Consider the following 12,775-nt stretch of genomic DNA (forward strand, 5'->3'; position numbering starts at 1 on the left):
CGTCCGGAGCCTCGCCCCGTGACCGTCCGACGGGTCGCACGGGGGTCATGCGGCCCGTCGCGCCGTACCCCTGCGACGCGGGCAGCCGGTTCCGTGCGGTCTCGTGGAAAACCGTTTGCCTTCCCACACGCAGCGGGGTCAACCTGTCACGGTTTGCTGCCGCAGTCGTCCGCGGACGACGCACGGCTCCGCCTTTGCGAGTCACTGGGACGTCATGCAGATCCAAGACCTTCCGTATCCCGACCCGGGCGTGCCCGATGCCCGCTCGGGCCCCCGATTCCTGTGGTGGCTCTTCCGGAACCAGCTCTCCGGCCAGCTCAGGTCCCTGGCCTGGGGACTGCTGCACTTCGCTGCCATCGCCTCGCTGCCGTTCTGTGTGGGCATCGGCGTCCAGGCCGCCGTCGACCGTTCCGGCACCCGGCTGGCCCTGGCCGGCGGACTCATGGCGCTGGCATGCGCGGGGAACGCCGTCGGTGACACCTTCCTGCACCGGGCCGCCGTCACCAACTGGATCACTGCGGCCGCCCGCGTCCAGCAGTTGCTCGCCCGCAGGACCGCGGCCCTGGGGTCCGTGCTGACCCGGCGTGTCGCGGCCGGCGAGGTGATGGCGGTGTCCACCGGTGACGTCGAGAAGATCGGCTGGTTCGTGGAGGCCCTGTCGCGGTTCACCGCGGCGGCGGTCACCACCGTGGCGGTCTGCGTCGGCCTGCTCGTCCTCCAGCCCGCGCTCGGCGTGGTCGTCGCCGTGGGGGTGCCCCTGCTGGCGCTCGCGGTACTGCCCCTGCTGCCGCACGCCACCCGGAGGGCCGACACCCAGCGGGAGAAGGCCGGCCGGGCCACGGAACTCGCCTCGGACACCGTCGCCGGGTTGCGTGTGCTGCGCGGCATCGGCGGTGAGGAACTGTTCCTCGACCGCTACCGGCGCGCGTCCCAGGACGTCCGCCGCGCGGCCGTGCACAGTGCCCGGATGTGGTCCCTCATCGCGGCGGTCCAGGTGCTGCTGCAGGGAATCCTGCTGATCACCGTGGTCTGCTACGGCGTCCACCTGGCCCGCGAGGGGCGCATCGCGGTGGGGGAACTGGTCACCGTCTACAGCTCGGTCATGCTGCTCTCCTATCCGCTGCGGCACTTCGAGGAGATCGCCATGGCGTACTCCTTCTCACGGCCTTCGGCCGCTCGTGCGGCGCGCGTTCTGTCGCTGGAGCGGGCCGCGGGCACCTCGGGCGCGCCGCCTGCCGTCACCCCCACCGGTGACCTGTACGACCCGGTGACCGGTCTGCTCGCCCCGGCGGGCCGGCTCACCGCCGTGGTGTGCGGGGACCCGGACGCGGCGGGACGGCTGGCCGAACGGCTCGGCGGGCACGCGGCGTCCGCCGCACGGGAGGGTTCGGTGCTGCTCGGCGGGGTGCCGCTCGACGGACTGCCGCTGGACGTCGCCCGCGGCGCCGTCCTCGTGCAGGACAAGGACCCGGTGCTGCTGTCCGGCACACTGCGCGAACTGCTCGACGTACCCGCGTCCGGTGCCGTCGGAGCGCGCGAGGCCCTGGAGGCCGCGCAGTGCGGGGACGTGCTGGCGGCACTGGTGCAGGGTTCGCCAGGCGCCTCGGACCCGATGGACACGCTGATCACCGAACGCGGACGGTCCCTCTCCGGCGGTCAGCGCCAGCGGCTCTCCCTGGCCCGGTCGCTGGTCACCGACCCGGAGGTACTCGTACTGGACGAGCCGACCTCCGCCGTCGACTCGCACACCGAGGCCCGTGTCGCCCGGGGCCTGTGCGAACTGCGGGCGGGCCGCACCACCGTGGTGTTCGCCTCCTCCCCGCTGCTGCTCGACCGGGCGGACCAGGTGGTCCTCCTGCACGACGGGGCGGTCGTGGCGGTGGGCGGCCACCGCGAGCTGGTGCGTACCGAGCCCCGGTACCGGGCCGTGGTGGCACGGGAAGACCACGACGACCTGAAGGACGTCGAAGACCTGAACAGCTTGAACGGGCTGAACGGTCTGAGCGGCCTGGAAGAACTCGAAGAGATCGAGGAGACGGCATGATCGGCGTGGCGCCACCGGCCTACGACCCGGCGGCCTCCACCACGGCCGGCACCCTGCCCGTGGGCGCCCCCGCCACCGTACGCGCCTACGTGGCCGAACTGCTCCGCAGGCACCGCCGGGCCTTCGCACTGCTGATCACGGTGAACACCGTCGCGGTCGTCTCCTCGATGGTCGGCCCGTATCTGCTGGGCGGTCTGGTGGAGCGGGTGTCGGACCGGACGCGGGAGCTCCACCTGGGGCTCACCGCCGGGCTGTTCGTGCTCGCGCTGGTCGTCCAGGCGGTGTTCGTCCGGCAGGTCCACCTGCGGGGGGCCGTACTCGGGGAGCGGATGCTGGCCGATCTGCGCGAGGACTTCCTGGTGCGGTCGGTCGGGCTGCCGCCGGGAGTGCTGGAGCGCGCCGGGACCGGGGATCTGCTGTCCCGGATCACGACCGACATCGACCGGCTCGGCAACGCGATGCGCGAGGCCGTGCCCCAGCTGGTCATCGGTGTGGTGTGGGTGGCACTGCTGCTGGGCGGGCTGGTCGTCACGGCGCCCGAACTGGCGCCGGCCGTGCTGGTGGCCGTTCCACTGCTGGTGGCGGGCTGCCGCTGGTACTTCCGGCGGGCGCCGGCGGCGTACCGCTCGGAGGCCGCCGGGTACGCCGCCGTGGCCGCGGCACTCGCGGAGACCGTGGACGCGGGGCGGACGGTGGAGGCCCACCGTCTCGGCGAGCGCCGAGTGGCACTGTCGGACCAGCGGGTACGGGAGTGGACGGCCTGGGAGCGTTACACGCTCTGGCTCCGGTCGGTGCTCTTCCCGGTCGTCAACATCACTCACGTGACCGTGATCGGCTCGGTGCTGATGATCGGTGGTGTGTTCGTCCTGCAGGGCTGGATCGGTGTCGGTCAGCTGACGGCCGGGACGCTGCTCGCCCAGATGCTCGTCACCCCGGTCGGGCTGATCCTGCGCTGGTACGACGAGTTGCAGGTGGCCCAGGTGTCGCTGGCCCGGCTGGTCGGGGTCCGGGAGATCGAGCCCGACGCCGGTGACACCGCTCTGGCCCCCGACGGACGCCATGTGCGCGCGGAGCAGGTGTGCTTCGGCTACCGCGAGGGCGTCGACGTGCTGCGCGAGGTGTCGCTCGAGGTCTCCCCCGGCACCCGGCTGGCGCTGGTCGGCCCGTCCGGCGCGGGCAAGTCCACTCTGGGCCGGCTGCTCGCCGGGATCTACGCGCCCCGGGACGGCACGGTGACCCTGGGCAGCGCCGAGCTGTCCCGGATGACCGCGGAACGGGTCCGTGGCCATGTGGCTCTCGTCAACCAGGAGCACCACGTCTTCGTGGGCTCCCTGCGCGACAACCTGCGGCTCGCCCGGACGGACGCCGAGGACGCGCAGCTGTGGGCGGCGCTCGGCGCGGTCGACGCGGACGGCTGGGCACGTGCGCTCGACGACGGTCTCGACAGTGAGGTCGGTTCGGGAGGGCTCGCGCTCACCCCGGCCCAGGCCCAGCAGATCGCGCTGGCCCGCCTGGTGCTGGCCGACCCGCACACGCTGGTCCTGGACGAGGCGACCTCGCTGCTCGACCCCCGCGCGGCGCGGCATCTGGAACGCTCCCTGGCCCACGTCCTCGACGGTCGCACCGTCGTCGCCATCGCCCACCGCCTGCACACCGCCCATGACGCGGATGTCATCGCCGTCGTCGAGAACGGCCGCATCAGCGAGCTGGGCAGCCACGACGAGCTGGTCGCCGTGGACGGCGCGTACGCGGCGCTGTGGCGTTCCTGGCACGGGTGAGGCCGCGGCGGCCCGCCCAGGGGGACGCCGTGCCGTTGCGCGGAGTCGAACCTGGGTGGAAGGCTGGAGGCAGGCACCGGCTCGGGGAACATCCGGGGGCTCCGGAGGACCGGGGTGCGGGTGGGGCCGGCGCTCCGTGCATATGCGGCCCGCAGCGGGCCACGGCGGGAACGGGCCCGTCGCCACCCCTGGAGGTACCCGTGAACAGTGCCGGCGGTTGGGGAGACGACGTCTACCAGCCCGACGAGTCCGAGGTTCAGGACGACGCCGGACTGCTCGATGCCGAGGACACCCTCATGGACGACGGTGTGGGCGACCCCCTCGACCGGGGCTGGTCCCCTCCCGAGCGGCCGTGGGCCGTGGAGCACCGCGGTGTGACGGCGGCGGAGGGCCACGCGGGCGAGACGCTGGACCAGCGGCTCGCCGAGGAGCTGCCCGAACCCGCGGCTTTCGACGGCGACGGTCTCGGCGACAGCGAGGGCACCGACGGCGAGCTCCTGGACAACGAGGTCGGTGCCGCGCGCTCCGGCCGGCTCGTCGCTCCCGACGAGGGGGCGCACGAGGACGAGGAGACCGCCCTGGTGGCCACGGACGTCGGTATCGACGGGGCGGCGGCCTCGGCCGAGGAGGCCGCCATGCATGTCGTCGACGAGGACACCCTGCCCGGGTGACCCCGCCGTTCCCTCCTGCCACCGCCCTCCGGGCGGAGCACGTCGTACGAGTCGCACGAGGAGCTTTCATGCAGCAGGACAAGCACCCCGACTACCACCCCGTCGTCTTCCGTGACCGGTCCGCCGGTTACGCCTTCCTCACCCGGTCCACCGCGACCAGCGAGCAGACCATCGAATGGGACGACGGCGAGACCTACCCGGTGGTGGAGGTGGAGATCTCCTCGGAGAGCCATCCCTTCTACACGGGCAAGGCACGCACCGTGGACACGGAAGGGCGCGTCGCCCGCTTCGAGCGCCGGTACGGCGGTGAGGGCTCCGGGTGAGGCCTCCGGACGGGCCGGGGCCGCCGCCTCAGATCACGTTGAGCGCCACCGCGCCGCCCACTCCGCCGAGCAGCATGAACGCCGGCATCAGCACCTTGATCTCCACCCAGCTGCCTGCCTTGAACCGCATCGCCTTCGGCGGGCCCACGGGGTACCAGCGCTTGCGGCCCACCGGTATGGGCCACAGGATCGGACAGCCGGAGACGGTCAGCGCGTCCCCGATGTCGTGGACCAGCGCGCCCAGGACGATCGGCAGCCCCAGCCACAGGTACTCCTGGCCCGGCGCCGTGAACAGCCAGGCGGCGCCGTTGCCCGGCTGGTCCAGGATGCCCGCGAGGATCCACGCGCTGGTCGCGGCGAGCAGCCACACCAGTACATCGCTGCTGGCACCCCGGGCCGCCCGCCACAACAGGCCCTCGATGGCCAGCACCATGTGGACGAAGAGGATGGCCAGCACCGCCCACCGGCCGCCGGTGATCGCCAGGACGGAGGTGCCCCCACCGATCAGGACCGCCCACAGCCAGGTGTGGGTGAGGGTGCGGTGGCCGCCGGAGCGGCGCGGGTCGCCCGGCTTCTTGGTGGCCTTGTAGACGGCGGACGACAGTTTGTCGACGATCTCGCACAGTCTCCGGGAGACGGGCCCGAAGGAGCGGGATATCGTCGCCGCCTTGTGGTCCAGGTCCGGGGCGAGGGCCGCACCGGCGCAGATGAGAGCGCCGACCAGGAGCACCGGCCAGGGCATCGGTTTTCCCGCGGCGGCGGTCGCCGCTCCGACACCGAGCCAGGCCGCGGCGCCCGACAGTGAGTGTGCTGGTCCCATCATCCCCGTTGCCCGCCCCATCGCTCGTGTACAGCTGTCCGGTTGACCAGGTGCGCTGACGCTCCTCGGCGCCACAGCGTAGCCTTCGCGATCTTCGTTCCCGAATCCGATTCCCACGCGGGGCCCGACGGCAGGCAAGATGGGGGGTGTGACCCTCATCGATCAGCTGCCACCGACCGCAGACCCCGACGCCCTGTACGAAGCCTTCGAGTCGTGGGCCGAGGAACGCGGTCTCACGCTCTACCCCCACCAGGAGGAGGCGCTGATCGAGGTGGTCTCCGGGGCGAATGTGATCGTCTCGACGCCCACCGGCTCGGGCAAGAGCATGATCGCGGCGGCCGCCCACTTCGCCGCGCTGGCGCGGGACGAGGTCACCTTCTACACGGCCCCCATCAAAGCCCTGGTGTCGGAGAAGTTCTTCGAGCTGTGCAAGATCTTCGGCACGGAGAACGTCGGTATGCTGACCGGCGACGCGTCCGTCAACGCCGACGCCCCGGTCATCTGCTGCACCGCCGAGGTACTGGCGTCGATCGCGCTGCGCGACGGCAGGCACGCCGACGTCGGCCAGGTCGTCATGGACGAGTTCCACTTCTACGCGGAGCCGGACCGCGGCTGGGCCTGGCAGATCCCGCTGCTGGAACTGCCGCAGGCGCAGTTCGTCCTGATGTCGGCGACGCTCGGTGACGTCTCCTTCTTCGAGAAGGACCTCGCCCGCCGCACCGGCCGCCCCACCTCGGTGGTCCGCTCGGCGACCCGCCCGGTGCCGCTGTCCTACGAATACCGCTACACGCCGCTCACCGAGACGCTCACGGATCTACTGACGGCCCGGCAGGCTCCGGTCTACATCGTGCACTTCACGCAGGCGCAGGCGGTGGAACGGGCCCAGGCGCTGATGAGCATCAACATGTGCACGCGCGAGGAGAAGGACCGGATCGCCGATCTGATCGGCAACTTCCGCTTCACCACCAAGTTCGGCCGCAACCTCTCCCGCTACGTCCGGCACGGCATCGGTGTGCACCACGCCGGCATGCTGCCCAAGTACCGGCGGCTGGTGGAGAAGCTCGCGCAGGCCGGTCTGCTGAAGGTCATCTGCGGTACGGACACGCTGGGCGTGGGCGTCAACGTCCCGATCCGCACGGTGCTGTTCACCGCCCTGACCAAGTACGACGGGAACCGCGTGCGCACGCTGCGGGCCCGTGAGTTCCATCAGATCGCGGGCCGCGCCGGACGGGCCGGCTTCGACACCGAGGGATTCGTCGTCGCCCAGGCCCCCGAGCATGTGGTCGAGAACGAGAAGGCGCTGGCCAAGGCGGGCGACGACCCGAAGAAGCGTCGCAAGGTCGTCCGCAAGAAGGCGCCCGAGGGATTCGTCGCCTGGTCGGAGCAGAGCTTCGAGAAGCTCATCGGCTCCGACCCCGAGCCGCTGACCTCCCGTTTCCGGGTGACGCACACGATGCTGCTGTCGGTGATCGCCCGGCCCGGCAACGCCTTCGAGGCGATGCGGCACCTCCTCGAGGACAACCACGAGCCGCGCAAGCAGCAGTTGCGGCACATCCGGCGGGCGATCGCCATCTACCGCTCGCTGCTGGACGGCGGCATCGTCGAGAAGCTGGACGCGCCGGACGCCGAGGGCCGGATCGTCCGGCTGACCGTGGATCTCCAGCAGGACTTCGCGCTGAACCAGCCGCTGTCCACCTTCGCACTGGCCGCGTTCGAACTGCTGGATCCCGACTCTCCGTCGTACGCGCTCGACATGGTGTCCGTGGTGGAGTCCACGCTGGACGACCCGCGCCAGATCCTCGCCGCCCAGCAGAACAAGGCACGCGGCGAGGCCGTCGCCGCGATGAAGGCGGACGGCGTCGAGTACGAGGAGCGCATGGAGCGCCTCCAGGACATCACGTACCCGAAGCCGTTGGAGGAGCTGCTCTTCCACGCGTACAACACCTACCGCAAGAGCCATCCCTGGGTCGGCGACCATCCGCTGTCGCCGAAGTCCGTGGTACGGGACATGTACGAACGGGCGATGTCCTTCACGGAGTTGGTGTCCCACTACGAGCTGGCCCGCACCGAGGGTATCGTGCTGCGGTACCTGGCCAGCGCCTACAAGGCCCTGGAGCACACGGTCCCGGACGACCTGAAGTCCGAGGACCTCCAGGACCTGATCGCCTGGCTGGGCGAGATGGTGCGTCAGGTCGACTCCAGTCTGCTGGACGAGTGGGAGCAGCTGGCCAACCCCGCGGAGATGACCGCCGAGGAGGCCCAGGAGAAGGCCGACCAGGTCAAGCCGGTCACCGCCAACGCGCGTGCCTTCCGCGTCCTGGTCCGCAACGCCATGTTCCGCCGGGTCGAGCTCGCCGCTCTGGACCAGGTCGACGCGCTGGGCGAGCTGGACGCCGAGGCCGGCTGGGACGCGGACGCCTGGGGCGAGGCGATGGACGGGTACTGGGACGAGTACGAGGAACTCGGCACCGGCCCCGACGCCCGCGGTCCCAAGCTGCTGCTGATCGAGGAGGAACCGGCCGACGGGCTGTGGCGGGTCCGGCAGATCTTCGACGATCCGAACGGCGACCACGACTGGGGCATCAGCGCGCAGGTCGACCTCACCGCCTCCGACGCGGAGGGCCGCGCGGTCGTCCGGGTCACCGACGTCGGCCAGCTGTGAGCACAGGAGCGTTCCTTCCATGACGAATCCGACCGAGAGCCTCGTCGCCCTGCTCGATCTGGAGCAGATCGAGGTCAACATCTTCCGGGGCCGCAGTCCGCAGGAGTCGCTGCAGCGGGTCTTCGGCGGCCAGGTGGCCGGCCAGGCCCTGGTCTCCGCGGGCCGCACCACCGAGGGCGACCGCCCCGTGCACTCGCTGCACGCGTACTTCCTGCGCCCGGGGCGCCCCGGGGTGCCGATCGTGTACGAGGTGGAACGGGTGCGGGACGGGCGGTCGTTCACGACCCGCCGGGTCACCGCCGTGCAGCAGGGGCGCACGATCTTCAATCTCACCGCTTCCTTCCACAGACCTGAACAGGGGAGTTTCGAGCACCAGTTGCCGCCGGCCCGCGCGGTGCCGGACCCCGAGTCGCTGCCGATGGTCACGGACGAGATCCGCGAGCATCTGGGCACGCTGCCGGAGCAGTTGGAGCTGATGGCCCACCGTCAGCCCTTCGACATCCGCTACGTGGACCGGCTGCGCTGGAACCGTGACGACGTCAAGGACGCCGAGCCGCGCAGCGCGGTGTGGATGCGCGCGGTCGGCCCGCTCGGTGACGATCCACTGGTGCACACGTGCGCACTGACCTACGCCAGCGACATGACCTTGCTGGACGCCGTCCGGATCCCGGTGGAACCGCTGTGGGGCCCGCGGGGCTTCGACATGGCGTCGCTGGACCACGCCATGTGGTTCCACCGCCCGTTCCGTGCGGACGAGTGGTTCCTGTACGACCAGGAGTCACCGATCGCCACGGGCGGGCGGGGGCTGGCCCGCGGGCGGATCTACGACCGTGCGGGGCGGATGCTGGTGTCCGTCGTCCAGGAGGGGCTGTTCCGGGCGTTGTAGGTCAGCGGGCCGGGCGTGGCGGGCACGGTCGTGGTGATGGTGTGGATGGCGGTGTTCGCGGACATGCTCGTCTCCCCCGCGGGATGTGCACGGTCGGCGCGGCGTGCACCGACCCGGAGAAAACCGTATCTACTCCGTCACTCTCCGCGACAGCCCTGTGGGCAACTCCGCGGGGGTCGACGAACGTGCGGGTCAGTTCCCTGTGAGACCGTTGGAGCCCGGTCGGCGGGCGTCCACGTCCAGATGTTCTCCGACCCGGTTGACCAGCAGGGTCATCTCGTAGGCGACCCGCCCGACATCGGCCTCGGCCCCGCTGAGCACGCACAGGCAGCTGCCGGCGCCCGCCGCGGTGACGAAGAGCATGGCGTCGTCGAACTCGATCATCGTCTGGCGCATTCCGCCCGCACCGAAGTGCTGTCCGGATCCCTTGGCGAGGCTGTGCAGTCCGGACGAGACGGCCGCCAAGTACTCCGCGTCCTCGCGGCGCAGTCCCGTGCTCGTCCCGGTCACCAGCCCGTCGTTGGACAGGACCAGGGCGTGTCGCACCTGCTCGACACGCTGGGTCAGGTCGTCCAGCAGCCAGTCGAGCCCCTGATTTTGCGTCATTTCGTGAATCTCCCCCTTGCTCTTCCCCGTGATGGTTCCCGTGGTCCTGTCCGTGCGCCTTTCCGTTTGCTTCCCCCGTGCGGTGCTTCCCCTGACGGGGAGATCCCCTTGGCCAGCCTTCCCCACGACCGGGCGCCGGACAAGGAGGTTAGGAGCCATGGGACAGAAGTTGACCGACGAAGAGTGTCCCGAGTTCGTCTCGCGCAGAACCCCACCGGCAAGCTCTCCACCGCCGGACGGTGCGGTCCGGGCCGTCCGGTGGGGGATCATGCGGGACATGAGCGACGACCACACACACGTCCAGGAGTTCTTCAGCGCGCGGGCCGCCGGCTGGGACCGCCGCTTCCCCGACGACGGTCCGGCCTACGCGGCCGCGGTCGCCGACCTCGGGCTGCGCGAGGGCGACCGGGTGCTCGACGCGGGCTGTGGCACCGGACGGGCCCTGCCGCCGCTGCGTGCCGCGGTGGGCCCCTCGGGCACGGTCCTCGGGGCGGATCTGACGCCGGCCATGCTGCGGGAGGCCGCGGCCGCCGGACGGGACGACGACGGCACGCTGCTGCTCACCGACGCCGCCGCGCTGCCCCTGCGCTCGGGGTCGCTCGACGCCGTGTTCGCGGCGGGCCTCATCGCGCATCTGCCCCACCCGGCCGAAAATCTCCGTGAGCTGGCGCGGGTGGTGCGTCCCGGTGGGGTGCTCGCGTTGTTCCACCCGATCGGCAGGGCCGCGCTCGCCGCGCGCCAGGGCCGCTCGCTCACACCGGACGACCTCCGTGCGAAGCACAACCTCCGTCCGCTGCTGGCCGGTTCGGGCTGGCGCATGACGTCGTACGCCGACGAGGACGCGCGGTTCCTGGCGCTGGCCGTCCGGGAGGACTGACCTCTCCGGCCGTCCCGGCGCTCAGTCGGCGGGCGTGGCGTCCGGGTGCCGCACCGGGCAGCCGGCGAGGCCCGGCACCGGGTGGGTGCCCAGGTCCTCCAGCCGGTAGCCGTTCGGATAGCTCTTGATCTCCCAGTTCTGCCGGGCGAAGTGCGGGGCGCGCCGGGGCGGCAGCAGCCGGACCGCGCGGCCGCGCAGCCGCACCGCGCGGCGTACGCACGCGCGTGTGGCGGCGCTCGGCGGGGTGTACCGGAAGGCCCGCAGGAGGGGGTCGTCGAGCAGGGCGAGGGTGGCGGTGCGCAGCAGCGGGGCGAGCGGGCGCGGGTACCAGGAGGTCATGAGACCGAGTGTGGCGTCCGAGACCCGGCGCGCGCCCTCGTCCCAGCCGAAGTGGGCCTGCTCGTAGGAGTCGAGGCAGCTCTCGAACTCCTCATAGGAGCCGGGGATGTCCTGGATGCCCATGTGCCGCCCGAGTGTCCGGTAGTGGACGGCACTGGCGACGGTCTCGTGCCGAGACATCCTGCGCCACCCGTAGGCGTCGATCCACCGCTTGGGCATCACGACGAACGTGCACAGGACGTATCGCATGTCGTCGTTGGGGATGTCGTAACCGCGGTGCATACGGTTGATGCGGCGGATCGCGGTCCGGCCCCGGTCGCTGCCGAACCCGTGCTCGACGACGGCGTCCAGGAGGAGCGAGGTGTCGTCGTAGCGCTTCTGGGTGCGGTCCGTGAGCTCCGCGGTCTCGGCGAGCAGACGGCCGATGCGGGGAACGGCGTACGTGCGGTACAGGGCGAGTTCGAGTGACCGGGTGAAGTCCCAGGGGAATTCGTACGCCACGCTGAGGCGGTAGATCTCCGTGGCGTCCCGGTGCGGGTCCATCCGCCGGATGCGTTCCAGTCGCTCGAAGCGCTTCACCGCGCCGCCCCCTTCTGCCGCCGGACTCCGATCCTACTGTGCGTGGCGGGTGCCGTACGGCTGGTGAGGGTCACGGTGGCCCGCCGGGGCGTCCGAGGGCGCGTCCGCGCGGCCGCGGGTGGCCGGTTCGCCCCGTCCGGGCGGAGAGCCGCCGCTCCGGGCAGGGCTTCGAGGTCGTGACAAGGGGATCGGGGTCGGATTAGGGTGCGCGCCGGTGAACGAGACGACGGGGAGGCCGGCATGGCCGGGACGGACGAGGAAGCCACCACCGCGGACGACGCGCTCTACGTGCTCACGGCGGCGTTGCTGACGCCGGCGAAGTTCCCGAGCGTGCTGGGCGACGACTATCCGGAGGCGTGCGCGGTGCTCGGCCTCGCCCCGCTCGCCGACGGGTACGGGCTCGTGCTCGGGCAGGACGGTGAGGGCGCCCGGTGGACCGTCGTCGTCGACGACGTGTCGCTGGTCGCCGTCGCGATCGCTTCCTGGGACTGCGGCATGGAGCACGATCTGTCGCCGGACGAGCGCACGGTCGTCGCCGCACTGCCGGGCTGGCCCCTCGCGGTCGCCGTCGCGGCGCCGAACGTACCCGCGCCGCACGATCCGGATCCGGACACGACTGACGGGCCCGCGCTGACGCCTCCCGATTCCGATGCCTGGGGGCCGGCGCAGCGGCGCCTGGGCGCCGACGAGATCGCGCTCCAGTGGGCGGTCTGGCGGGAGCAGGTCGACGACACGGAGTTCTCGGCTGCGGGCGGCTCCGGAGAGACCTCCGAGGGCGCCAGGTCCGATGTGCCGGACGGCCGGCCGGGCCACAGCGGTATCCGGCGCGCTCTGGCGGAGGCGCACGCCTACCTCACCTCGCCACCACCGCTCGGCCGGGTCCGCTCGTCCTTCGCCCCGGGCGAGGCGCGCACACTGCGTGCCGACGGACCCGGCTGGTCGCTCGTGGCCAGGACCGACGACATCGCGTTCGTCCTGCTCGACGACGAACCCGGGGAGGTCCTCCCGGTGGGCAGGGGGCCGGAACTGCCGGGCCTCCTGGGGGGCCTCGACAAGATCGCCGTACGGCCGCTCTGAACCGCGCGGGTGGCGCCCCGAGGCGGTCGACCCAGGTGCCGGGGGGGGGGGGGGCGCGGGCCCCCCCCCCCCCCCCCCCCGCCCCCCCCCCCGCGCGCCCCGCGGTAGACACC

11 protein-coding genes are annotated in these 12,775 nt (G+C 71.8%); 8 read left to right on the top strand and 3 right to left on the bottom strand.

The annotated features are described in order from the left end of the window. The first annotated feature begins 214 nt into the window (after positions 1-214). The 4 genes from AB0I73_RS02420 (at position 215) to AB0I73_RS02435 (ending at position 4,816) form a co-directional block, all read left to right on the top strand. The gene (locus AB0I73_RS02420; protein WP_363032925.1) at positions 215-2,044 is read left to right on the top strand and encodes an ABC transporter ATP-binding protein; all 1,830 of its coding nucleotides are present in this window, start codon (positions 215-217) and stop codon (positions 2,042-2,044) included. After that, positions 2,041-3,822 (top strand): ABC transporter ATP-binding protein, encoded by a 1,782-nt coding sequence (locus AB0I73_RS02425; RefSeq protein WP_363032927.1) that lies wholly within the window; start codon positions 2,041-2,043, stop codon positions 3,820-3,822. The genes AB0I73_RS02420 and AB0I73_RS02425 overlap by 4 nt, the downstream gene beginning before the upstream one ends. Positions 3,823-4,022: 200 nt before the next feature. Further along, positions 4,023-4,493 carry a DUF5709 domain-containing protein gene (locus tag AB0I73_RS02430; protein WP_363032929.1) on the top strand — a complete coding sequence of 157 codons (471 nt, stop codon included), beginning with the start codon at positions 4,023-4,025 and terminating at the stop codon, positions 4,491-4,493. A 68-nt stretch (positions 4,494-4,561) separates the two neighbouring features. After that, positions 4,562-4,816, top strand: coding sequence for a type B 50S ribosomal protein L31 (locus AB0I73_RS02435; protein ID WP_109380703.1), 255 nt, complete (start codon positions 4,562-4,564; stop codon positions 4,814-4,816). Positions 4,817-4,844: 28 nt separating this feature from the next. On the opposite strand, the gene AB0I73_RS02440 is transcribed toward AB0I73_RS02435, so the two are convergent. Then, the gene (locus AB0I73_RS02440; RefSeq protein ID WP_363032932.1) at positions 4,845-5,639 is read right to left on the bottom strand and encodes a metal-dependent hydrolase; all 795 of its coding nucleotides are present in this window, start codon (positions 5,637-5,639) and stop codon (positions 4,845-4,847) included. 136 nt (positions 5,640-5,775) lie between these two features. Here AB0I73_RS02440 and AB0I73_RS02445 point away from each other — a divergent pair, with 136 nt between their 5' ends. Both AB0I73_RS02445 and AB0I73_RS02450 read left to right on the top strand, forming a co-directional pair. Then, positions 5,776-8,298: a DUF3516 domain-containing protein gene (locus tag AB0I73_RS02445; RefSeq protein WP_363032934.1), complete on the top strand. Its 2,523-nt coding sequence runs from the start codon at positions 5,776-5,778 to the stop codon at positions 8,296-8,298. A gap of 19 nt (positions 8,299-8,317) precedes the next feature. Continuing rightward, positions 8,318-9,184 carry an acyl-CoA thioesterase II gene (locus tag AB0I73_RS02450; protein ID WP_363032936.1) on the top strand — a complete coding sequence of 289 codons (867 nt, stop codon included), beginning with the start codon at positions 8,318-8,320 and terminating at the stop codon, positions 9,182-9,184. A 192-nt stretch (positions 9,185-9,376) separates the two neighbouring features. Here AB0I73_RS02450 and AB0I73_RS02455 read toward each other — a convergent pair whose 3' ends face one another. Continuing rightward, a complete protein-coding gene (locus AB0I73_RS02455; protein ID WP_109380707.1) occupies positions 9,377-9,790 on the bottom strand; it encodes a roadblock/LC7 domain-containing protein in 414 nt (137 codons plus the stop codon). A gap of 277 nt (positions 9,791-10,067) precedes the next feature. Between AB0I73_RS02455 and AB0I73_RS02460 the strand changes: the two genes are divergently transcribed. Beyond that, complete coding sequence (locus tag AB0I73_RS02460; RefSeq protein ID WP_363032939.1) at positions 10,068-10,667, top strand: class I SAM-dependent methyltransferase; 600 nt, start codon at positions 10,068-10,070, stop codon at positions 10,665-10,667. A 21-nt stretch (positions 10,668-10,688) separates the two neighbouring features. On the opposite strand, the gene AB0I73_RS02465 is transcribed toward AB0I73_RS02460, so the two are convergent. Continuing rightward, positions 10,689-11,585 carry an oxygenase MpaB family protein gene (locus AB0I73_RS02465; RefSeq protein ID WP_363032941.1) on the bottom strand — a complete coding sequence of 299 codons (897 nt, stop codon included), beginning with the start codon at positions 11,583-11,585 and terminating at the stop codon, positions 10,689-10,691. A 240-nt stretch (positions 11,586-11,825) separates the two neighbouring features. Here AB0I73_RS02465 and AB0I73_RS02470 point away from each other — a divergent pair, with 240 nt between their 5' ends. After that, positions 11,826-12,662, top strand: a complete 837-nt coding sequence (locus AB0I73_RS02470) for a hypothetical protein (protein ID WP_363032943.1) — start codon at positions 11,826-11,828, stop codon at positions 12,660-12,662. Positions 12,663-12,775: the final 113 nt, after the last annotated feature.

The organism is Streptomyces sp. NPDC050388, from assembly GCF_040655635.1.
GTDB lineage: Bacteria > Actinomycetota > Actinomycetes > Streptomycetales > Streptomycetaceae > Streptomyces.

Excerpts from the sequence above, each read along its gene's own strand:
- AB0I73_RS02420 (WP_363032925.1), top strand. The coding sequence starts at position 215 with ATGCAGATCCAAGACCTTCCGTATCCCGACCCGGGCGTGCCCGATGCC.
- AB0I73_RS02445 (WP_363032934.1), top strand. The coding sequence starts at position 5,776 with ATGGGGGGTGTGACCCTCATCGATCAGCTGCCACCGACCGCAGACCCC.
- AB0I73_RS02460 (WP_363032939.1), top strand. The coding sequence starts at position 10,068 with ATGAGCGACGACCACACACACGTCCAGGAGTTCTTCAGCGCGCGGGCC.
- AB0I73_RS02435 (WP_109380703.1), top strand. The coding sequence starts at position 4,562 with ATGCAGCAGGACAAGCACCCCGACTACCACCCCGTCGTCTTCCGTGAC.
- AB0I73_RS02470 (WP_363032943.1), top strand. The coding sequence starts at position 11,826 with ATGGCCGGGACGGACGAGGAAGCCACCACCGCGGACGACGCGCTCTAC.
- AB0I73_RS02425 (WP_363032927.1), top strand. The coding sequence starts at position 2,041 with ATGATCGGCGTGGCGCCACCGGCCTACGACCCGGCGGCCTCCACCACG.
- AB0I73_RS02440 (WP_363032932.1), bottom strand. The coding sequence starts at position 5,639 with ATGATGGGACCAGCACACTCACTGTCGGGCGCCGCGGCCTGGCTCGGT.
- AB0I73_RS02450 (WP_363032936.1), top strand. The coding sequence starts at position 8,318 with ATGACGAATCCGACCGAGAGCCTCGTCGCCCTGCTCGATCTGGAGCAG.
- AB0I73_RS02455 (WP_109380707.1), bottom strand. The coding sequence starts at position 9,790 with ATGACGCAAAATCAGGGGCTCGACTGGCTGCTGGACGACCTGACCCAG.